Genomic DNA, 19,543 nt, shown 5'->3' with positions numbered 1-19,543 from the left:
CAAAGGCTAGATGACATTTGCCCCAGTGGTTAGCGATAGCGCACGGTACTGACTATTCTCAGCGGCATAGCGCATTGTTACCAAGGAGGGTTGCCCGATGCCTAACCCCCGGCAATTTCGTAAGTGCGCAGGCGTGCTGGTGTTCCTGATGCCTTCGATTGGCCTGGCACAAGCCATAGGCGGGCCCCTCACGCCATTGCCGGCAGTACCTGTGCTGGCACCGCAGCGGGTCGAGTTGGGCCGCTCGCTGTTCAATGACCCGCGCTTGTCGAGTAACGCCAGCCTGTCCTGTGCCAGTTGCCACCGGCTTGACCAAGGCGGCGCCGACGGCCAAGTGCGCTCGCTCGGGGTCGATGGCAAACCGTTGCCGGTCAACACTCCCAGCGTGTTCAACGCCAGCCTGAATTTTCGCCAGTTCTGGGATGGCCGTGCGCAAACCCTCGAAGACCAGGCCCACCTGGTGGTCCAGAGCCCAAGCGAAATGGGCAGTGACTGGGCGGTGGTGGTCCAGCGCATTGGCGCAGACCCAAGCTACCGCGCACGCTTTGCCAAGGCTTATGGCAAAGCGGTGGATGAGCACACCATCCAGGACGCGCTGGCCACCTACCAACGCACGCTATTGACCCCTGGCTCGCGCTTTGACCGCTACCTGCAAGGCGACACCGAAATCCTCAGCAAGGAAGAAAAACACGGTTACCAGCGCTTCCAGGAATACGGCTGTATTGCCTGCCACCAAGGCGTCAATATCGGTGGCAACATGCTGCAGAAGTTCGGCGTGCTGGGCGATTACTTCAACGACCGCGGCAACCCGACCACGGCCGACCAGGGGCGCTTCAACGTTACCGGCGATGAAGAAGACCGGCACGTGTTCAAAGTGCCCAGCCTGCGCAATGTCGCGGTTACCGCACCCTACTTTCACGATGGTTCGGCGCCGACCCTGGAAGCGGCGGTGGATGTCATGTTCCGCTACCAACTGGGGCGAACGGCAAGCGCCGAAGACAGAGCCCTGATCATTGAGTTTCTCAAAACCCTGACCGGTGAATGGGAGGGCAAACCACTATGAGGCTGACCCGCCCCCGCAGCTTGCTGTTGTTGGCCACCAGCGCCGCGCTGCTGGCCTCGGTACTGATCTACCTGTACCTGATGTCCAAGGCCGATGAGAGCGGTACCTACGCCCAGGCCCGTGACCTGATTCGGCAAATCAAGCAAAACGACTCGCAATGGGAAAACGAAATACTCAAAGCCCGCACGACCATCAACTACAACTACGACCCGCTGGTCTCGCCCGTGGTCGAGATGAAACGCCTGTGGCGGGCATTCGAAAGCATCGAAACCCGGCACAAGCACGGTGACACCCCTGCCTGGCGTCAGGCCTACGCCGATTACCAGCAGGCATTCGACGAAAAGGCGCTACACGTCGAGCGCTTCAAGTCGCATAACGCCGTGCTGCGCAACTCCCTGGCGTTTCTGCCCGCCGCTGCCGATAGCATCCAGGCGCAGTTGGGCCAGTTGGCCGATACCGATGCGCTACGCCTGCACACCATTTCTACCGACACCTACGACCTGATGCTCAGCAGCCTGGAATTCGCCCAGATGACCACGGATGACAAGGCAGCCGACATACTCGTCGGTTTGAACAAGCTGGCGGTCAACAAAGAGCGCCTGCCGCTGGCGTTCCATGCGCCCATCGACACCCTCAGCAACCACATTGCGCTGATCTTGCGCGAGCAACCCAAGGTCAATCAATTGCTTGAGCAGATCGGGGCAGTGCCAGTCGCAGGGCACCTGGATGCCATTGCCGTGATGCTCGATCGCGACGAACGTGCGGCAATCCTGGTCAACCAGCGCTACCACTTGTATTTGCTGGTGTTCTCCACCCTGCTGGTCTTGCTGTTGCTGTACATGGCGGTGTGGCTGCTGCGCAGCTTCGGCGAGATCAACCGGGTCAACCGCGCCCTGGTGGTCGCCAACGACGAACTGGAACAACGGGTCGCACGCCGTACCCAGGCGCTGACCGAGGCCAGCGCGGCGCTGCAGCGCGAGATCGACGAGCGCAAACTGCTCGAAAGCCAGTTGGTGCAATCAGAAAAACTCGCCTCGCTCGGCCAACTGGCCGCAGGTATCGCCCATGAGGTGAACAACCCGATCGGTTTTGTGTCCTCCAACCTGGGGGCGCTGGACAGCTACTTCAGCCGCTTGCATGACATGCTCAAGGCCTACCAGGACGCAGAGACGGCCATCGACACAGCGACGCTCAAGGCAGGGTTGGTGCAACTGCGCAGCGAAATAGAGCTTGAGTACATCCTCGAGGATATTCCACTGCTGATCAGTGAGTCCAAGGACGGCATCAGCCGTGTCGGGCAGATCGTCAGGGACCTCAAGGATTTCTCCCGGGTCGATAGCAACCAGGATTGGCAATGGGCCAATTTGCACCAAGGCATCGACTCGACCCTGAACATCGTGGCCAGTGAGCTCAAGTACAAGGCCGACCTGGTCAAGCAATACGGTGTGTTGCCGGAGGTCGAGTGCCTGGCGTCACAAATCAACCAGGTGATCATGAACCTGGTGGTCAATGCCGCCCAGGCCATGGGCGCGGAACGTGGCACCATCACCGTGCGCACCGGTTGCGCCAACGACAAGGTGTGGATCGAAGTGGCCGACAACGGTTGCGGCATTCCTGCGCAGAGCCTGCAGAAGATCTTCGACCCCTTCTACACCACCAAACCGGTCGGCCAGGGCACCGGCTTGGGCTTGTCGCTGTCCTACGGCATCATCAAGCGCCACTGCGGCGAGATCCACGTGCACAGCGAGGTCGGCGTGGGCACCACGTTCAGGGTCGAGCTGCCTGTGCACCAGGCACAAGCGGCCATTCGATGATCAAGGCAGGCGCTTTTCCATCGGCTGATAGACCAGCCCGGCGTATTCGCCGACGTCCCCCGCCAACACAAATCCGTAGCGTTGGTAGGCAGCCACCGAAGGCAGCGATGCGCTGACCGTTACCACCGCCTCCCTCGCCTGCTCCAGTGCCGCGGCCATCAGGCGCGTGCCGACACCCCGGCGTTGCCAACCGGGTGCGACGAACAGCATCGCCACATGGCGCCCTTCCTTGAGCTCGATCACCCCCGCGATCGCCCCCTGCGCAACACAGACCAGCATCAGGTTGTCGCCGTCCATGCGCTCGGCAAACGCCTGCGCCGCGGCCACCTTGGCGAAAGTTGCCACCCCCTCTGCCGACAGCGAGGGTGCAACGGCCTGCATGAATGCGTCCAGGCACAGGGCGCTGGTGTGGGGCAGGTCATCGTGGGTCAGCTTGCGCACTTGCATGGTCGTCGTCCTTGTCGTGTCCAAGCAGGATAATACCCCTTCGGATGCAGCCCTAGAACTCCACCTTGCCCCGCCCCGCCTTGACAGTGCTGCGCCTGGCTTTTCCTTCGAGGCGGCGGGTCTTCGAGCCGAGGGTCGGCTTGGTGGGACGGCGTTTCTTCTCGGTCTTGCCGGCAGTGATGATCAACTCGGCAAGACGCGCCAGTGCGTCAGCGCGGTTCTGCTCCTGGGTGCGGTACTGTTGGGCCTTGATGATCAACACGCCGTCGCCGGTGATGCGACTGTCACGCAGCGCCAGTAGCCGCTCCTTGTAAAACTCGGGCAGCGACGAGGCGGGAATGTCGAAGCGCAGGTGCACGGCGCTGGACACCTTGTTGACATTCTGCCCACCTGCGCCTTGCGCGCGGATGTAGGTCAGTTCGATGTCGGCATCTGGCAGATGCACGTTATTAGAGATGGTCAGCATGGCATGGCTCTTGTGATTGCCCCCATTATCACAGCCTTCGCCGCTCGCCCACAGAACAAAACACGTTTGACCTCAACCACACTGATCCTCCTGCCTGCGATAGTGGGACAACGAAACCCCGGTCTGGCGCTTGAAATAACGGCACAAGTAAGACGCGTCGGCGAAGTTGAGCGCGTCCGCTATTTGGCCTATCGCCAGGGTGCTGTATGAAAGCAGGGCTTTGATCTCCAAGGTCACCTGGCGGTCGATCAAGCCTTTCGGGGTGTCATTGAAAAACGTTTTGCTGAGCTGCGACAGATAAAACGGCGTGATGTTGAGCGCATCGGCATAAAACTTGACCTCGCGGTAACGCGTGCAGTGCTTGCCTACCAAGTCCCAGAAACGCCAGCTGAGTGTTTCCTGACGGCTGAATTGCCTGCCGCCCTGATAGTGAGCCGGAAGCTGTTCGGCGATCTTAAGAAACAGGTTTTGCAGCTGATTGCGCAGCATGATGTGCCGGTACGTTGGGCAGCACCGCGCAATATCGCGCATTTGCGCCAACCAGCCCTCCAACAGCGGCCTGTCCTCTTTGGCTGGCACGCAATGAGGGTGATCATGCAAAAAGACGAACAGGGGGTTGGGCAGCTGGTAAGCCACTTCCGCTGCAAACGCTTTGGGCATGAGGCAGAAAAATGCCTTGAAGCTGCGTGAGCGACGCTTGAGCAAGGCGATGGTGTCCTCAGCCAGCACCAGCAGATCACCGCGTCTGACTACCCGCTCCTTGAAGTTGAGCGCAAAACAGGCGCTACCAGACAGGCAAACCAGCAGTGTTATGTAGGCATGGCCGAAAGACAGCGGTACGCCCACCCCCTCGGCGAGCGTGGTGTCCCCCAGCCGTATCAGATCGTCAGGTGTAACCAGTTTCGGAATGTGCTGCATAGTGGCTCGACGCTGCCCGCTTAAACGGCATAGAGCTTACCACTGCCCGCCCCGGTAGTTTCGAAAAGTACCGAAACCGCCGAGGTACTGACGTATACCGATGAGGTGCCGCCCACTACCCTGTCACTCCCCAAGCAACCCAGGATGAGCACAGGACATGAAACTTGAAACACAACGGCTACTGCTGCGCCCTTGGCAGGAAGCCGATGCCGCTGACTTGTACGAGTTTGCCAAGGACGAGCGCATCGGCCCCATCGCGGGGTGGCCCCCGCACACCAGTGTGCAGAACAGTGCCGAGATCATCCGCACCGTCTTCAACCACCCCGAAGTGTATGCAGTCGAACTGAAGGAAAATCGCCGTGCAGTCGGCTGTGTCGGCATTCTCATCGGGGGCAACAGCAACTTCCAGATCAGTGAACAGGAAGGCGAAATCGCCTACTGGATCGGCGTGCCGTACTGGGGCAAAGGGCTGATCCCCGAGGCCGTACGCGAAGTCATGCGGCATGGGTTCGAAACCTTGAAACTCAAGGCGCTCTGGTGCGGCTATTTTGCTGACAACACGCAGTCCTATGCCGCCCAATCCAAATGTGGGTTCCGCCATCACCACACCGAAGAAAACAAATACAACCCCTTCCTTCAGGACTATCGTACCGAACACATCAGCTGTATCACCTACGCGCAGTGGCTCAAACTTGCTGACCACCCTTGATGAACAGATCGCTCAGCAAACCACCTTCAACCACGGCCAGCGTTCCCGGTAGCTGGCCGCTTTTTGCTCGAACAAATCAGGCTGCCGGTTCAATGTGTTGGGCCTTAGCACATTGTGCTGCAGGTCGTCCAGGCCATGGGTGCTGTACAGCGCACCGGTGTACACATCCACGCCCAGGCAGGTCGACTGGATCAAGTAGCGGTCGATGCCATCGGTTACCCGTTGCAGTTGAGGGTAAGCGGCGCCGAATTTAGAGGCGTACCACAGGTGCACGCGGGCCTGGTTGCGGACCTCCACATTGACGCCAAGGTGGGCGCAGGCCTGTTGAACCCGCGCAATCACCCTGTCCTCGGCCTCCCATGAAAGGTCTTCATCGAAATAGGCGATGTCGTAATCCTTGATACCCCATTCTGCCGCCTGCCCGGCCTGGTGATTCCAGAATGTCTGGAACAGGCATCCGGCAGTCAGCATGCAGTGAGGAATGCCCAGCGTGGGCAACAGCGAAAGCAAGGCCCGGTTGACGGGGTTTTCCTGCGCGATGGCCAGCACATGCTCATCGGTAAGTGGCGGCATCGTTACCTCCCTGGTAATTGCGCTGCCCGAACATGAGCTTACCTGAGCCAAACCCCGGCGGCGAACAGCATCACATTCTTTGGCCGATCCATGATGGCATGCGGGCGAACACCGGTTTTACAGTGGTACAGCACTTCGCTGCCGGGATAAACCACGAGGAATGACGATGAAGGGTTACTGGATCATCTTGGGCGCCACAGTCACCGACACAGAGGCCCGGCAGGAATATGGCCGGCTGTGGGGGCCTATTGCAGCAAAGTACGGCGCAACGCTCAAGCAGCTTGCCCCAGGTGCGCTGGTGGAGTCGCACACCAGCAGCCGTGTACTGGCGGTCGAGTTCGCCAGCTATACCCAGGCAAAAGCTTGCTATGACGACCCCGCCTATACAGAAGCCAAAGCGTTTGCACTGCGCGCGGCGCCTCGCGAGCTGATCATCATCGAAGGCGATCTGAGCTGATCAGCCCCTGCCGTGACAATGGAAATTCTATCGAGCAGTAAAAGTTAACATGGCTCTCTTGTTTCGACGCAGCATTGATAGCCTAAGCAAGCTGTAACATTCCGCTGCGTCGAGGCAAGCCCCTTGAAACTCTGTAAGGACCCCCGCCAGTAGAAATCCTTTATCCTTAAAAGGGTCCTGCCATGAAAAAAACCGCTATCGCTGCTTTTGTCTTCCTCGGTGTCGTCTGGGGGAGCAACTTCATGTTCGTCAAATGGGCTGCCCAGCTCATCTCGCCCCTGCAGATTACCCTGCTGCGTGTGTTGTTCGGTTTTGTGCCGGTGCTGCTTTACGCACTGGCGACCAAGGCATTGCGGCGTGAGCACTGGCGGCACGCCCATCACTTCCTGGTGATGTCGCTGCTCGCGACCGCCGTCTACTACTTTGCCTTCGCCAAAGGCACGGCACTGCTCGATACGGGGATCGCTGGCATGCTCGGCGGCGCGATACCGCTGTTCACCTTTCTGTGTGCCTGGCTGTTTTTGCGCAGCGAGCCGCTCAACACCATCAAGACCTTGGGGATCGGGGTGGGCTTTGCAGGCATTCTGCTGGTGGCCAAACCCTGGTCAGCACAGGGTGCCGTCAACCCTGCAGGCATCGGCTACATGATTTTCGGGGCGTTGAGCGTGGGATGCTCGTTCGTTTATGCAAAGCGCTTCGTCAGCCCATTGGGGCTACCTGCGGCGGCACTGACCAGCTATCAGATCGGCCTGGCGTTGGTGATGTTACTGGTGGTAACGCCGCTCAATGGCATAGGTGCAGTGTTTACCGACACACACGCCTGGGTTGGCCTGGTGATCGGGCTGGGCCTGCTGGGTACGGGTGCGGCTTACCTTGCGTACTATTTCATCGTCGATGCCTTTGGCGCATTGGCGGCCTCGGCGGTGACGTACATTCCGCCCGTGGTCGCACTGCTGATCGGCGCATGGCTGGGAGAGCCGGTCACTGCAACATCATGGGTTGCAGCAGGCCTGATCCTGTCAGGCGTGGCGCTGGTGCAACTGCACGCCCGGTTTGCCAAGCCGGCTCGGTGCGCGACCTTGCGGACACCGTCCAGCACACCGAACTGACCCGTATGCAGGGACATCATGCAAATCAGCCGAGCGGGCTGCCCACCCGCTGCTCCAGCAGTACCAGCACACCAACGATCAACGCCTGCATGCCTTCGAACAATTCATCTTCCATCTCTGACTCTTCCCCTGCGCGGTCAGCTTCCAGTACTGGCTCGCGCCCAGTGACCGTGTACACCGTGTCGGCAACCGCGAACCCATGGAAGGCCACCGTGGACAGCAGCCAGCGCGCCTGCTCGTGGGTCAGGCCGTAGGCCTGGGCGATATGCGCTTGATGATCGCTGATCTTGCCGATCATCGACTGCGTCGCTGCCAACCTGCGAATGACATAGGGTGTCAGCCCCGGGTGCGTCTTGACGAACGCCTGCACCGACGCGGCGAAACGGGTCAGGTACGCCTGCAGGCCTTGCCGTGAATCGCCGCACGCCTGGGGGATCTCCCAGCGTTGAAAGATCTCTTCAGCCACCAGGCACTTGAGCGCTTCGATGTTCGGCACGTGCTTGTACAGCGCCATATGGCTGACCCCCAAGGCGGCAGCAACACCGACGAATGTGAGGTTTGGCAGGCCGATGGCGATGCTCACGTCAGCAATCCGTTCACGGGTGATGGTACGAGGGCGCCCGCGTCCGGCAGATCGTTGTGGCGGTTCCATGGGGTACTCCAGGCTTTGTGAAGTCAGTCTTGTAGCCGTCTTGTCTGCTTTTCGCAAATTAGTTTATAGTCATGCAACTAATTAATTTGCAGATTGCCAGGCCTGTTTCATGCCCGATAGCTCACCGCCCTCCCCCGATGCTGCCCTTGCCTCCACCCAGGCGCGCAGCCCCATCAGCCGCGTGCTCGCCCCTATCCGTGGCCGCTTGGTCGCCGCTGCGATACTGGCGGCGATTGGCTCGATGCTCACGCTGGTACCGCTGGCCGGTATCGCGCAAATCGCACGGATGGCCTTGACTGACACCTCTTCGCCTTCTGCCATTGGCGGGGTCGTTTTCGCCAGCGTGGCCAGCCTGTTTGCGGGCATGACCCTGATCACGGCAGGCGAGTTGCTGGCGCACCTGGCAGACAACCGCATCACTCACCACCTGCGCGTGGCCGTCGGGCAGCGCCTGATGCAGGTACCGCTTGGCTGGTTCAGCGAACGCGCATCGAGCGAAGTCAAACGCGCGATGCAGGACGACATCGGCACACTGCACAGCCTGACCGCGCACTTCTACACCACACTGGGTCGCGCCGTGGGTGCCGTGCTGGTTTCGGTGGTGTACCTGTTTGCCATGGATTGGCGCCTGGCAATCGTCGCACTGCTGCCCTTCCCTGGTTTCTTCCTGTTCCTGCGCCGGGCCATGAAGGCCAGCGCAAAGCACATGGACGGGTTGGTCGCCGGCATGACGCGCATCGATGATGCCGTGGTCGAATTCGTCAATGGCATGCCCTTGGTGAAGGCGTTCGGCAGCCAAGGCAATGCTCAGGACCGCTATCGCGCCGCCGTCGATGCCTTTGCCCAGGCCTTCACCCAATTCACCCGCCCACTGGTGGCGTCGATGGCCAAGGCCAACGCCATGATCGCCCCTGTGACCGTGCTGGGTGTGGTCCTTCTGTTCGGCACCCTGTTCGTTGCCATGGGCTGGATCGAGCCGATAGAGGTACTGCCATTCGCGCTGGTGACGCCAGGCCTGTGCGCGCCCCTGCAATTGCTGCACTACATCACCCACGACCTCAACAACGCGGCCGGCGCAGCTCAGCGGGTTCTGGCCTTGCTCGACACACCGGTCCTGCCGACAGCGGCCTGCCCCCAGCGGCCAAGCGGTTGTGAGATCCGCGTAGAACGGCTGCGCCATGCCTATGCACCGGGCAACGATGTGCTCACCGACGTCAGCTTTACCCTGCCCCCCGGCACCACCACGGCCATCGTCGGCCCTTCCGGCGCGGGCAAGTCGACCCTGGCCCGTTTGCTGCTGCGCTTTTTCGACCCCGACGCCGGGCGTATCACCCTGGGCGGCGTCGACGTGCGGCACATGGCGACGAGCGATTTGTACCAGCACATCGGTTTTGTGCTGCAGGAAGTGCGGCTGATCCATGCCAGCGTGGCCGACAACATCGCGCTGGGCCGGCCATCTGCCACCCGCGCGCAGGTTGAAGCCGCCGCGCGCGTGGCCAACATTCATGAGCGCATCCTGCAGCTGCCGCGTGGCTATGACGCGGTCATCGGCGAAGACGCGCTGCTGTCCGGTGGCGAACAGCAGCGCTTGAGCATCGCCCGCGCAGTGCTGCTCGACCCGCCTGTGCTGGTGCTCGACGAGGCCACCGCCGCCGCCGATGCCGAAAGCGAAGCGGCGATCCAGAACGCCCTATCGCGTTTTGCCATAGGGCGCACCCTGCTGGTCATCGCACATCGGCTCGATACGGTGATGCACGCTGACCAGATTCTGGTGCTGGACGAAGGCACGGTGCGTGAACAAGGCCGTCATGCCGAACTGCTCGCACGCCAGGGGCTGTATGCACGGCTATGGGCCCTGGGCCGCTACCCGCACACCGTGAAAAAGGCGTTGCCAGCATGCTGAAGACTTTTATTCGACTGTTGGGCGACAGCGCCCCGGTGTTTCGTCGCTACACCCTGATGACGCTTGTGTATGGGGTGCTCAGTGGCCTGACCATCACCACCCTTGCGCCGGTCATGCTGCACCTGCTGGCCGGCGATGTGCGCAGGGCGTCAGGTTGGCTCGCCGCGCTGGTGGTGGGCATGGCCGTGTGCTGGGCGTGGCGGCGCCACGTCGAACAGGCGGGTGTGGCGGTCGCCGTCGCCGTCTTGCAGGGTGCCCGCCAACACATAGGGGAGCATGTTGCACAACTGCCCCTGAGCTGGTTTACCCCCGGCAACACTGCCCGGCTGGGGCACGTCATCACCCAGGGCATGATGGCCGTGGCGCAGTTGCCGGCGCACGTATTCACCCCGCTTGTCAGCGGGGCCGTAACCCCGCTGGTGATCGTGCTTGGGCTGTTTGCCCTGCACACTCCGATGGGCCTGGTCGCACTGTTGACGCTGCCCTTTCTGGTCGCCGTGATGCTGCTCAGCGCACGCCTGGGGCGGCGGGCCGACGAGGCGTTTACGCGCCACTTCGCCGAATCCAGCCAGCGCATGGTTGAGTTTGCCCGCGCCCAATCGGTGCTGCGAGCCTTCAATGGCCACGGCGGCGGCACCCGCCTGCTCGACCAGAGCCTTGAACGGCAGCGCAACAGCGGCATCGGCCTGATCATCCGCTCGTCCTTGTCGGCACTGCTCAACAGCTGGGCCGTACAGGCCGCGTTCGCCCTGTTGCTGGTGGTGGCGGGCATGGGGTTGAGCCGTCATCTCGGCACGCCGCTGGCGCCACAGGAGGCCATCGCAGCAGTCGTCGCGTTGGCGTTGGCCTGCCGCTTCATCGACCCGTTACTGGACGTCGCCAGCCATGTCGAGATTTTGCGTGGCGCCCACGGTCAGCTCAAGGAAGTGGAGCAGATCCTGGCCGCTGCCCCGCTACCGGAACCGCATGCGCCCCTGCAGCCAGCCGATGCCTCGATCGCGTTGCACGCTGTCAGCCTGCGCTACACGGCCAACGGGCCCGATGTGCTGCGCGAGGTGAACCTGCAGTTCGCGGCGGGCAGTATGACGGCCATCGTCGGTGCCTCGGGCTCCGGCAAGACATCATTGCTGCGCCTGATCGCGCGGTTCTTCGATGCCAGCCAGGGCAGCGTGCGGATGGGCGGTGTGGACGTGCGGCAGATGAGCAGCGCCACCTTGACCGGCAACGTCAGCCAGGTGCTGCAGGACACCTGGCTGTTCCAGGGCAGCATCGCCGACAACATCCGCATTGGCAAACCCGACGCCAGCGACGCCGAGCTCCTGCAAGCCGCCCGCCTGGCCGGCGTGAGCGAAATCATCGCGCGCCTGCCGCACGGCCTGGAAACCGAGGTCGGTGAAGGCGGTGCCCGGCTGTCTGGCGGCGAGCGCCAGCGCATCACCATTGCCCGAGCGCTGATCAAGCAGGCGCCCATCCTGCTGGTGGACGAGGCGACCGCCGCACTCGATGCACAGAACCAGGCGGTGATCGCCGAAACCCTGAACAGCCTGCGTGGGCACTGCACGCTGGTGGTCATCGCCCACCAGCTCAGCACCGTAGCCATGGCCGACCAGATCGTGGTGCTCGAAGACGGCCTGGTGGTCGAGCAAGGTTCGCCTGCGGCATTGCGGGTTGTCAGCAGTCGCTACGCAAGGTTCCTTGAGCAACGCCATGCCGCGAGCGGCTGGCGCATCGCTGCAACAGCGAAGGAGGAGCGCGGCTGATGCGCGTGTCCTGGCTTGTGCGGTTTGCCTTGTTGTGCGCTGCCTCGTTGATGGTGGGCGCCCGTGAACTGGCGTGGACCACGCTGTTCGAGCCCTCTGGCGATACCTGGCTGACCCTGACTGCCAGCCGCCTGCCGCGCCTGGCGGCGTTGGTCCTGATCGGCATCGGCCTGGCGGTGTGCGGGGTGATCCTGCAACAGATCGTACGCAACCGGTTTGTCGAGCCCAGCACGTCCGGCGGGCTGGATGCGGCCCGGCTTGGCATCCTGCTGTCGCTGGGGTTGGCACCGGCGGCCGGGCCCCTGGTGCGAATGCTCTTCGCCCTGGCCTTCTGTTTCGTGGCAAGCCTGCTGTTCGTCGCGATCATCCGCCGCATCCGGGTCAAGAACACGGTGCTGGTACCGGTCATCGGCCTGATGTATGGCGGCGTACTGAGTGCCTTGGCCGAGTTCTACGCCTACCGCATCAACCTGCTGCAGAGCATGCAGGGCTGGTTGCTGGGTGACTTCTCGAAGGTGGTGCAAGGTCGTTACGAAATCATCTTTGTGATCCTGCCGATCATCGCAGTCACCTACCTGTATGCGCACCGTTTTACCGTGGTCGGCATGGGCGAAGGCATGGCCACCAGCCTGGGCCTGAACTACACCGCCAATGTGGCCCTGGGCTTGCTGCTGGTTGCGGTCACGGTATCTGTCAGCGTCATCACCGTCGGTGCCATCCCCTTTATCGGGTTGGTGATCCCCAACCTGGTTGCACTGCGCCATGGCGACAACCTGCGCCGTACCCTGCCGCTCGTGGCATTGGGTGGCGCCGCGCTTTTGCTGGTGTGCGACATCATCGGGCGGCTGCTCATCTACCCCTTCGAAGTGCCCATCGGCTTGACCGCAGGCGGCCTCGGCGGCCTCATCTTCCTCGGTTTGATCATCTGGAGGCAGCGATGATGCGCCGCCACGCGGTCTGGCTAGCCGTGGTCGCATTGGCCGTGCTGTTCGTGTTCGCCAACGCGGGGCTGGATTTCGCCTACGTGATCCCCAAGCGCCTCGCCCGCCTGGCCGCCATGGTCATCGGCGGTGTGTGCGTGGCCTGCTCCGCCATCGCCTTCCAGACCCTCTCGGGCAACCGCATCCTGACACCGGCGGTGATGGGCTATGAAGCGGTCTACCTGCTGCTGCACGCGCTGCTGGTGCTGTACATGGGGGTGCAGGGTTTGGTTGTGCTGGGCACCGATGGCCATTTTATGCTCGCGGTGCTGGTGATGCTTGGCTACTCGTGGGCACTGCATCGCTGGCTGTTTCGCGACGGCAGAAGCAACGTTTACTTCCTGTTGCTGGTCGGGCTGGTGCTGACCATGGTCATGGCGACGGTCACCCAGTTCGTGCAGCTCAAGGTCAGCCCTGGCGAGTTCTCGATGCTGCAAGGCTTCACCCAGGCGTCGTTCAACCGACCGCAACCTCGGGTATTGCTGTACTCAGCGGTCGTGGTCGCGCTGGTGTGTGCAGTGCTGGCCCGCACCCTGCCCTTGCTCGATGTGCTGTCGCTGGGGCGCGACCAGGCGATTTCCCTGGGCGTGGACTATCAACGCCAGGTACGCCTGCAACTGGCGCTGATCGCGGCCCTGGTCGCAGTGTCGACCAGCCTGCTAGGCCCCACGGCCTTCATGGGCGTGTTCGTCGCCAACATCACTTACGCACTGGCCGGCACGTTCCGGCACCGGGTCACCCTGGCGCTGGGCAGCGCGGTGGCCATTGCCGTGTTCATTGCCGCCCAGTTGTTGGTCGAGCATGTCTTCAACTACAAGACCACCGTCGGCATCCTGGTGAATCTGGTGTGTGGCACCTATTTCCTCGCCTTGATGGTGCGTACCCGAGGTGCCTCATGATCACTGTCCACGATCTGCACAAGTGTTACGGCGCCAAGCCGGTATTGTCCGGGGTGAGCGCGCATTTCCCAACCCAGCGGCTGACGTCGCTGATCGGCCCCAATGGCGCCGGCAAGACCACGCTGTTGATGATGATCGCGCGGCTGCTGGAACCTGGCCACGGCGATATCCGCCTGGAGGGGCGCAGCATCGCCGACATTGCCATCGGCGACTACGCCCGGCGCGTTGCGACCCTGCGCCAGTCCACCGACTTCAACCTGCGCCTGACCGTCGCTGAACTGGTCGCGTTCGGCCGTTTCCCGTATAGCCGCGGCGCCCTCACCCGCGACGACCAGCGGGCAATCGACGAGGCCATCGGTTTTTTGGCCCTGGAACCCCTGCGCCACGCCTACCTCGACGAGCTCAGCGGCGGTCAGCGGCAGATGGCGTTTCTGGCCATGACCATTGCCCAGCAGACCGACTACCTGCTGCTCGACGAGCCACTGAACAACCTCGACATGCGCCATGCGGTACAGATCATGCGCGCGTTGCGTCGGCTTTGCGACGAGTTCGGGCGCACCGTGATTCTGGTGGTACACGACATCAACTTCGCCGCCACCTACTCCGACTTCATCGTCGCCATGAAAGGCGGCCAGGTCCATTGCGCCGGCAGCGTGGACGAGGTCGTGACCGAGCAACGGCTGCACGCGCTGTACGGGCTGGAGGTCGAAATCAGCCACAGCGCGGGCCGCCGTTTGTGCAATTACTTCAACCCGTCGAGAGACCCGAAATGAACCGCAAGCACCCCGCAATTGGTTGGCCGTTGGCGCTGGTTATCAGCGCCACCTTTGCCCTGCACGGCTGCAACGACCCCTCGGCCACTCAGCCGGTAACGGCAAAACCGGCGCCGCGTGTGGGCTTCGCGTCGGTCACGGTGCAGCACCAGCTGGGCAGCACTGTGATCACGCAGCCCCCGCAGCGTGCGGTAGCCCTGGACATGAACGAAGTCGACTTCCTCGACCAGCTGGGCGTTGCGGTGGCGGGCATGCCCAAGGACTTCGTGCCGCATTTTCTGGCGCGCTACAAGGACGCCGCACAGACTGCGGATGTCGGCTCGATCGTGCAGCCCAACCTGGAGCGGGTGCATGCCGCGCGGCCTGACCTGATTCTGATCACCTCGCTGCAGGCCAGCCACTATGACGAGTTGAGCGAAATGGCGCCGACCCTGCACTTCGATGTGGACTACCGCGACAGCGAAGCCGGGCATGTCGATGTGGTCAAGCAGCACCTGGTCACCCTTGGAGAAGTCTTTGGCAAGCAGGCCCTGGCCCGGCAGAAAGCCGCCGAGCTGGACGCCAAGCTCGAGCAGGCTCGCACCGTTACCCGCGACCGCCCCGAACGGGCACTGGTGGTGCTGCACAACAATGGCGCCTTCAGCGCCTTCGGCGTGCAGTCCCGCTACGGCTTCATCTTCAACGACCTGGGTGTCAAACCGGCCAGCGCGAGCATGGATACCGGCCTGCATGGCCAGCCGATTTCCAGCGAGTTCATCCAGCAGTCCAACCCCGACATCCTCTACGTGGTGGACCGCACGGCGGTGATGGAACAACGCCCGCTGATGACGGCAGAAAGCCTCGGCAACCCCCTGCTGCGCCAGACCAATGCCTGGAAAAACGGCCGCGTGGTGTTCGTCGACCCCGAGGCCTGGTACGTCACCGCCGCCAGCCCTACTTCATTGGCGTTGATCGCCGACGACATCATCAAGGGCTATCAGCACTAAGGCATCAACCGGCATGGACGCCAAAAAGCGCGACAACAGGTGATTCTCATTCGCCTTACTTCTTTTACCTGCAATACCAAAAAGACCCACTGCCACCAACTCTTTGGAGCCATTCGCGTGTTCAACCGTCCATTGCACCTTTACCCAACCCCCGCCTGCCCGCACCCTTCGCTGCAGCGTACCCCGCTGGCACAGGCAGTACTGGCGGGCCTGACTCTCGGCGCCTGCGCAGCACTGATGCCGACGCAAGCACATGCCGAAGTACCTGCCACCGCTAGCCAGGGTACAGACGCAAAGCCTGCTGTGCCCGAGTTGCCGGCGACCCTGATCGACGCCCAGGGCCTTGCCACCGAAGCACTGCCGCCGGTGTACGCCGGTGGCCAGGTCGCCACCGGTGGCCGCGTCGGGCTGCTGGGCAACAAGGACTTCATGGAAACCCCCTTCAGCACCATCAGCTACACCGACACCTACATCCAGGACTTGCAAGCCAAAGACATCACCGACGTCATCGCCGCCACCGACCCGTCCGTGTTCAGCAACGGCTTGTCCGGCACCTTCAGCGAGAACTACTCCATTCGCGGCTTTGCCTCCAGCATCAGCGACATGACCGTCGATGGCCTGTATGGCATGGCGCCCTTCTACCGCGCTTCCCCCGAGATGTACGAGCGCATCGAAGTGCTCAAGGGCCCATCCGCCCTGCTCAATGGGATGCCGCCAGGCGGTTCGGTGGGGGGTGTCGTCAACTTGATCCCTAAACGTGCGGGTGACACGCCACTGACCCGGGTGACCGCCACCTACGCGTCCGATGCACAGTTCGGCGGGCATGTGGACGTGGGCCGGCGCTTTGGTGAAGACAACCAGTTCGGCGTGCGTTTCAACGGCATGTACCGTGATGGCGATACCGCCACCGAACACCAGGCCCAGCGTAACGTGCTGTCGTCCCTGGCGCTGGACTGGCGTGGCGAGCGCGCGCGGCTGTCGGTCGACCTGTTCGACACCGATGACCACATCCGTGGCCAAAACCGTGGCCTGGGCCTGGCCAGCGGCGTGGCGGTGCCCAAACCGCCTAAATCCGACACCCTGCTCAACCCGGACTGGGCCTTCGTCGAGACCAAGGACAAGGGCGTGATCCTGCGGGGTGAGTACGAACTGAACGACCAGTTGCTGGCCTATGGCGCCGTCGGCACCAGCAAGACCGACTACCAGTACAGCGGCGCGATGATCGCCACGGTGACCAACAACGCCGGCGACTTCACCACCGGCATGGGCCAATTGCAGATGGAGATCCACAAGACCTCCGCCGAGGTGGGCCTGCGCGGCCATTTCGACACCTTCGCCATCAACCACCAATGGTCGCTCAACGCGACCCAGTACAGCGACGAGAAGAAGGACTTTGGCCGCCGCTCGGCGGGTACGCCCTGGACCACCAACCTGTACCACCCAGTGTGGGGCCCGAAAGCGCCACAAGCCTGGCCGCTGATCATGCACAGCGAAAACGACCTGAAGAGCTACGGCATCGCCGACACGATGTCGATCCTGGACGAGCGCCTGCAACTGACCCTTGGCGTGCGTCGCCAGGAAGTGGTCACCAACACCTTCGACGTGGACACGGGCGCGCGTAACAAACCCAACTACGACACCCATGCCACCACCCCGGCAGGCGCTATCCTGTTCAAACTCACCGACGAGCTGTCGCTGTACGCCAACTACATCGAAGGCCTGAGCCAAGGCGCCACCGCACCGATGACCGCAGCCAATGCCGGTGACGTGTTTGCGCCCTACAAGTCCAAGCAGAAGGAAGTCGGCCTGAAGCTGGACCTGGGCAGCTTTAGCCATACCTTGGCGTTGTACGAAATCAAACGTCCGAGCAGTTACACCGACCCGACCACCGAAATCTTTTCGTTCGGCGGCGAGCAGCGTAACCGCGGTGTCGAATGGAGCTTCTTCGGTGCGCCCTTGGCGGATGTACGCCTGATGGGCGGCATCGCGTATGTCGACCCCAAAGTGACCAAGACTGAAGACGCCCTCTATAAAGGCAAGACCGCGACCGCCTACCCCAAGCTGCAGGGCAAGCTGGGGGTGGAATGGGATACCCCTGGGCTGGACGGGCTGACATTGACCGGCAATGCCACCTCGCTGTCCAGGCAGTACATCAATGAGGACAACAGCCTGTCGATTCCCGGCTACACCATTTTCGACATCGGCGCCCGCTTCGCCACGCAAGTCGCCAACCGGCCGGTAACTTTGCGCGCGAATGTCTCCAACCTGACCGACAAGAATTACTGGGGTGTGCCGTTGACCGCCAGCCTTGGGCTGGGTGCGCCGCGTACGTATGAGCTGTCGGCTACCGTGGATTTCTGACCCGCAGCGAATGGCGCGCCCCGGGTAGGAGCAGCCTCTTGGCAGCGCAAGGCTGCTCCTACCACAATCGCGCATGACCAGAGTACGCAGCATCCGCTTTTTCAAGCGCGCAGCTGATACCAGGTGGTCTTGAGCTGTGAGTACTTGTCGAACGAATGCAGCGACAAGTCGCGTCCAAACCCGGACTGCTTACCGCCACCGAACGGCACGGTGACATCCAGCGCATCCACGGTGTTGACCGAAACAGTCCCCGCTTTCAACGCCCGCGCAACGCGATGAACCTGGTTGAAATCATCGCTCCACACCGACGCGGCCAAACCGTAGACACTGTCGTTGGCCAGGCGCACCGCCTGCTCCTCGCTGTCGAACGCGCTGACCGCCAACACCGGCCCGAACACTTCCTCCCGGGCCAGGCTCATGCTGCCATCGACCCCGGCAAAAATGCTCGGCTCGATGTAATTGTCCGAGCCATCGATGGTGATGCGCCGGCCACCGCACACCAAACGGGCGCCCTCTGCGTGCGCACGGTCGATGGCGGCCTTGATGCGACCGATCTGCTCGGCATCGACGATGGCGCCCGCGCGGCTCGCCGGGTCCAGCGGGTTGCCTGGCATCCACTGGCGGGCCTTGGCTTGCAGGCGTTCGATGAACTCATCGTGGATCGAGCGTTGCACATACAGGCGCGAATTCGCCGAACACACCTCACCCTGGTTGAAGAAAATGCCGAACGCCGCTTTTTCTGCCGCAAGGTCCAGGTCCTGGCAGTTTTCGAACACCAGGTTCGGGCTCTTGCCGCCGCACTCCAGCCAGACCTGCTTGAGGTTCGACTGCGCCGAGTACTGCATGAAGTATTTACCCACCTGGGTAGAACCTGTGAACACCAGGCAGTCGACGTCCGGGTGCAGCCCCAGTGCGCGCCCCGCGTCTTCGCCCAGGCCCGGCACCACATTCAGCACGCCTTCCGGCAAGCCGGCCTCCAGCGCCAGTTGCCCCAGGCGCAGCGCCGAGAATGGCGATTGCTCGGCGGGTTTGAGCACCACGCTGTTGCCGGCAGCCAGCGCCGGCGCAAGCTTCCAGGCCGCCATGTCGAGCGGGAAATTCCACGGCACCACGGCGGCGACCACGCCCAGCGCTTCGCGGGTGATCGTAGCGAGTGCGTTGGGCGCCGTCGGTGCAACCTGGTCGTACAGTTTGTCCAGCGCCTCGCCGTACCAGGCGAAGACATGTGCAGAACCCGGCACATCGATGGTGTAGGCATCCATGACCGGCTTGCCCATGTTCAGCGAGTCCAGCAGCGCGAGCTCTTCGCGGTTGGCCATGATCAGTTCGGCCAGGCGCAGCAGCACCTTCTTGCGCTCTACCGGGGCCATCCGGGCCCAGGGGCCTTGGTCGAAGGCACGCCGTGCGGTGGCCACCGCCAGGTCGACTTCGGCCTGACCACAGGCGGCGACCTGCGCCAGTACCTGCTGGGTGGCCGGGTTGATTGCAGCGAACGTGGCGCCGGTACCGGCACTCACCTGCTGGCTGCCGATCAGGGCCTTGTCGAGCAAACGCAGGCCTGCAGCGCGCGTTTGCCAATAATCGAGACTCTCCATTTGCATTCCCTACGACTGTCTTGGATGGTGGGCTGCGGTGCAGCCCATTCGCGGCGCAAGGCCGCTCCCACAGAGGAT

Annotated in this window: 18 protein-coding genes; 12 read left to right on the top strand and 6 right to left on the bottom strand. The window is 62.4% G+C overall.

What is annotated here, in order from left to right:
- Nucleotides 1-148 precede the first annotated feature (148 nt).
- Both OGV19_RS07650 and OGV19_RS07645 read left to right on the top strand, forming a co-directional pair.
- Nucleotides 149-1,063 (top strand): cytochrome-c peroxidase, encoded by a 915-nt coding sequence (locus OGV19_RS07650; RefSeq protein WP_264313907.1) that lies wholly within the window; start codon nt 149-151, stop codon nt 1,061-1,063.
- Complete coding sequence (locus OGV19_RS07645) at nt 1,060-2,877, top strand: DAHL domain-containing sensor histidine kinase (protein WP_264312825.1); 1,818 nt, start codon at nt 1,060-1,062, stop codon at nt 2,875-2,877. Before OGV19_RS07650 ends, OGV19_RS07645 begins: the two co-directional genes overlap by 4 nt.
- On the opposite strand, the gene OGV19_RS07640 is transcribed toward OGV19_RS07645, so the two are convergent.
- The 3 genes from OGV19_RS07640 to OGV19_RS07630 form a co-directional block, all read right to left on the bottom strand.
- Complete coding sequence (locus tag OGV19_RS07640) at nt 2,878-3,324, bottom strand: GNAT family N-acetyltransferase (protein WP_264312824.1); 447 nt, start codon at nt 3,322-3,324, stop codon at nt 2,878-2,880.
- 52 nt (nt 3,325-3,376) lie between these two features.
- Complete coding sequence (gene arfB, locus OGV19_RS07635; protein WP_033701529.1) at nt 3,377-3,790, bottom strand: alternative ribosome rescue aminoacyl-tRNA hydrolase ArfB; 414 nt, start codon at nt 3,788-3,790, stop codon at nt 3,377-3,379.
- A gap of 72 nt (nt 3,791-3,862) precedes the next feature.
- The gene (locus OGV19_RS07630) at nt 3,863-4,708 is read right to left on the bottom strand and encodes an AraC family transcriptional regulator (RefSeq protein WP_264312823.1); all 846 of its coding nucleotides are present in this window, start codon (nt 4,706-4,708) and stop codon (nt 3,863-3,865) included.
- A gap of 157 nt (nt 4,709-4,865) precedes the next feature.
- Here OGV19_RS07630 and OGV19_RS07625 point away from each other — a divergent pair, with 157 nt between their 5' ends.
- Entirely contained in the window at nt 4,866-5,417 is a 552-nt protein-coding gene (locus OGV19_RS07625; RefSeq protein WP_264312822.1) for a GNAT family N-acetyltransferase, read from the top strand.
- Between the two features lie 12 nt (nt 5,418-5,429).
- Here OGV19_RS07625 and OGV19_RS07620 read toward each other — a convergent pair whose 3' ends face one another.
- Nucleotides 5,430-5,990: a nucleotidyltransferase family protein gene (locus OGV19_RS07620; RefSeq protein WP_264312821.1), complete on the bottom strand. Its 561-nt coding sequence runs from the start codon at nt 5,988-5,990 to the stop codon at nt 5,430-5,432.
- A 166-nt stretch (nt 5,991-6,156) separates the two neighbouring features.
- On the opposite strand from OGV19_RS07620, the gene OGV19_RS07615 reads away from it, so the two are divergent.
- Entirely contained in the window at nt 6,157-6,447 is a 291-nt protein-coding gene (locus tag OGV19_RS07615) for a DUF1330 domain-containing protein (protein ID WP_264312820.1), read from the top strand.
- Nucleotides 6,448-6,629: 182 nt separating this feature from the next.
- Nucleotides 6,630-7,556 carry a DMT family transporter gene (locus OGV19_RS07610; RefSeq protein WP_264312819.1) on the top strand — a complete coding sequence of 309 codons (927 nt, stop codon included), beginning with the start codon at nt 6,630-6,632 and terminating at the stop codon, nt 7,554-7,556.
- A 25-nt stretch (nt 7,557-7,581) separates the two neighbouring features.
- On the opposite strand, the gene OGV19_RS07605 is transcribed toward OGV19_RS07610, so the two are convergent.
- The gene (locus OGV19_RS07605; RefSeq protein WP_264312818.1) at nt 7,582-8,208 is read right to left on the bottom strand and encodes a TetR/AcrR family transcriptional regulator; all 627 of its coding nucleotides are present in this window, start codon (nt 8,206-8,208) and stop codon (nt 7,582-7,584) included.
- A gap of 109 nt (nt 8,209-8,317) precedes the next feature.
- On the opposite strand from OGV19_RS07605, the gene OGV19_RS07600 reads away from it, so the two are divergent.
- The 7 genes from OGV19_RS07600 (at nt 8,318) to OGV19_RS07570 (ending at nt 17,870) form a co-directional block, all read left to right on the top strand.
- A complete protein-coding gene (locus OGV19_RS07600) occupies nt 8,318-10,111 on the top strand; it encodes an ABC transporter ATP-binding protein (protein WP_264312817.1) in 1,794 nt (597 codons plus the stop codon).
- Entirely contained in the window at nt 10,105-11,871 is a 1,767-nt protein-coding gene (locus OGV19_RS07595) for an ABC transporter ATP-binding protein (protein ID WP_264312816.1), read from the top strand. Before OGV19_RS07600 ends, OGV19_RS07595 begins: the two co-directional genes overlap by 7 nt.
- The gene (locus tag OGV19_RS07590; protein WP_264312815.1) at nt 11,871-12,812 is read left to right on the top strand and encodes an ABC transporter permease; all 942 of its coding nucleotides are present in this window, start codon (nt 11,871-11,873) and stop codon (nt 12,810-12,812) included. The genes OGV19_RS07595 and OGV19_RS07590 overlap by 1 nt, the downstream gene beginning before the upstream one ends.
- Nucleotides 12,809-13,750 carry an iron chelate uptake ABC transporter family permease subunit gene (locus OGV19_RS07585; RefSeq protein WP_319026035.1) on the top strand — a complete coding sequence of 314 codons (942 nt, stop codon included), beginning with the start codon at nt 12,809-12,811 and terminating at the stop codon, nt 13,748-13,750. The genes OGV19_RS07590 and OGV19_RS07585 overlap by 4 nt, the downstream gene beginning before the upstream one ends.
- The gene (locus tag OGV19_RS07580; protein WP_264312814.1) at nt 13,747-14,523 is read left to right on the top strand and encodes an iron ABC transporter ATP-binding protein; all 777 of its coding nucleotides are present in this window, start codon (nt 13,747-13,749) and stop codon (nt 14,521-14,523) included. Before OGV19_RS07585 ends, OGV19_RS07580 begins: the two co-directional genes overlap by 4 nt.
- Nucleotides 14,520-15,509 (top strand): siderophore ABC transporter substrate-binding protein, encoded by a 990-nt coding sequence (locus tag OGV19_RS07575; RefSeq protein ID WP_264312813.1) that lies wholly within the window; start codon nt 14,520-14,522, stop codon nt 15,507-15,509. The genes OGV19_RS07580 and OGV19_RS07575 overlap by 4 nt, the downstream gene beginning before the upstream one ends.
- A 237-nt stretch (nt 15,510-15,746) precedes the next feature.
- The gene (locus OGV19_RS07570) at nt 15,747-17,870 is read left to right on the top strand and encodes a TonB-dependent receptor (protein WP_413470129.1); all 2,124 of its coding nucleotides are present in this window, start codon (nt 15,747-15,749) and stop codon (nt 17,868-17,870) included.
- Between the two features lie 101 nt (nt 17,871-17,971).
- Here OGV19_RS07570 and OGV19_RS07565 read toward each other — a convergent pair whose 3' ends face one another.
- Entirely contained in the window at nt 17,972-19,465 is a 1,494-nt protein-coding gene (locus OGV19_RS07565; RefSeq protein ID WP_264312811.1) for an aldehyde dehydrogenase, read from the bottom strand.
- Between the last annotated feature and the right edge of the window lie 78 nt (nt 19,466-19,543).

Origin of the sequence: Pseudomonas putida (assembly GCF_025905425.1) — a bacterium.
In the GTDB taxonomy this organism is placed as follows: domain Bacteria; phylum Pseudomonadota; class Gammaproteobacteria; order Pseudomonadales; family Pseudomonadaceae; genus Aquipseudomonas; species Aquipseudomonas putida_AF.
This window is presented reverse-complemented; position numbering and strand designations above follow the sequence as displayed.

Bases quoted from the DNA above. Each gene is read 5' to 3' on its own strand.
- OGV19_RS07650 (WP_264313907.1), top strand. From the start codon at position 149: ATGCCTTCGATTGGCCTGGCACAAGCCATAGGCGGGCCCCTCACGCCA.
- OGV19_RS07645 (WP_264312825.1), top strand. From the start codon at position 1,060: ATGAGGCTGACCCGCCCCCGCAGCTTGCTGTTGTTGGCCACCAGCGCC.
- OGV19_RS07640 (WP_264312824.1), bottom strand. From the start codon at position 3,324: ATGCAAGTGCGCAAGCTGACCCACGATGACCTGCCCCACACCAGCGCC.
- arfB (WP_033701529.1), bottom strand. From the start codon at position 3,790: ATGCTGACCATCTCTAATAACGTGCATCTGCCAGATGCCGACATCGAA.
- OGV19_RS07630 (WP_264312823.1), bottom strand. From the start codon at position 4,708: ATGCAGCACATTCCGAAACTGGTTACACCTGACGATCTGATACGGCTG.
- OGV19_RS07625 (WP_264312822.1), top strand. From the start codon at position 4,866: ATGAAACTTGAAACACAACGGCTACTGCTGCGCCCTTGGCAGGAAGCC.
- OGV19_RS07620 (WP_264312821.1), bottom strand. From the start codon at position 5,990: ATGCCGCCACTTACCGATGAGCATGTGCTGGCCATCGCGCAGGAAAAC.
- OGV19_RS07615 (WP_264312820.1), top strand. From the start codon at position 6,157: ATGAAGGGTTACTGGATCATCTTGGGCGCCACAGTCACCGACACAGAG.
- OGV19_RS07610 (WP_264312819.1), top strand. From the start codon at position 6,630: ATGAAAAAAACCGCTATCGCTGCTTTTGTCTTCCTCGGTGTCGTCTGG.
- OGV19_RS07605 (WP_264312818.1), bottom strand. From the start codon at position 8,208: ATGGAACCGCCACAACGATCTGCCGGACGCGGGCGCCCTCGTACCATC.
- OGV19_RS07600 (WP_264312817.1), top strand. From the start codon at position 8,318: ATGCCCGATAGCTCACCGCCCTCCCCCGATGCTGCCCTTGCCTCCACC.
- OGV19_RS07595 (WP_264312816.1), top strand. From the start codon at position 10,105: ATGCTGAAGACTTTTATTCGACTGTTGGGCGACAGCGCCCCGGTGTTT.
- OGV19_RS07590 (WP_264312815.1), top strand. From the start codon at position 11,871: ATGCGCGTGTCCTGGCTTGTGCGGTTTGCCTTGTTGTGCGCTGCCTCG.
- OGV19_RS07585 (WP_319026035.1), top strand. From the start codon at position 12,809: ATGATGCGCCGCCACGCGGTCTGGCTAGCCGTGGTCGCATTGGCCGTG.
- OGV19_RS07580 (WP_264312814.1), top strand. From the start codon at position 13,747: ATGATCACTGTCCACGATCTGCACAAGTGTTACGGCGCCAAGCCGGTA.
- OGV19_RS07575 (WP_264312813.1), top strand. From the start codon at position 14,520: ATGAACCGCAAGCACCCCGCAATTGGTTGGCCGTTGGCGCTGGTTATC.
- OGV19_RS07570 (WP_413470129.1), top strand. From the start codon at position 15,747: ATGCCGACGCAAGCACATGCCGAAGTACCTGCCACCGCTAGCCAGGGT.
- OGV19_RS07565 (WP_264312811.1), bottom strand. From the start codon at position 19,465: ATGGAGAGTCTCGATTATTGGCAAACGCGCGCTGCAGGCCTGCGTTTG.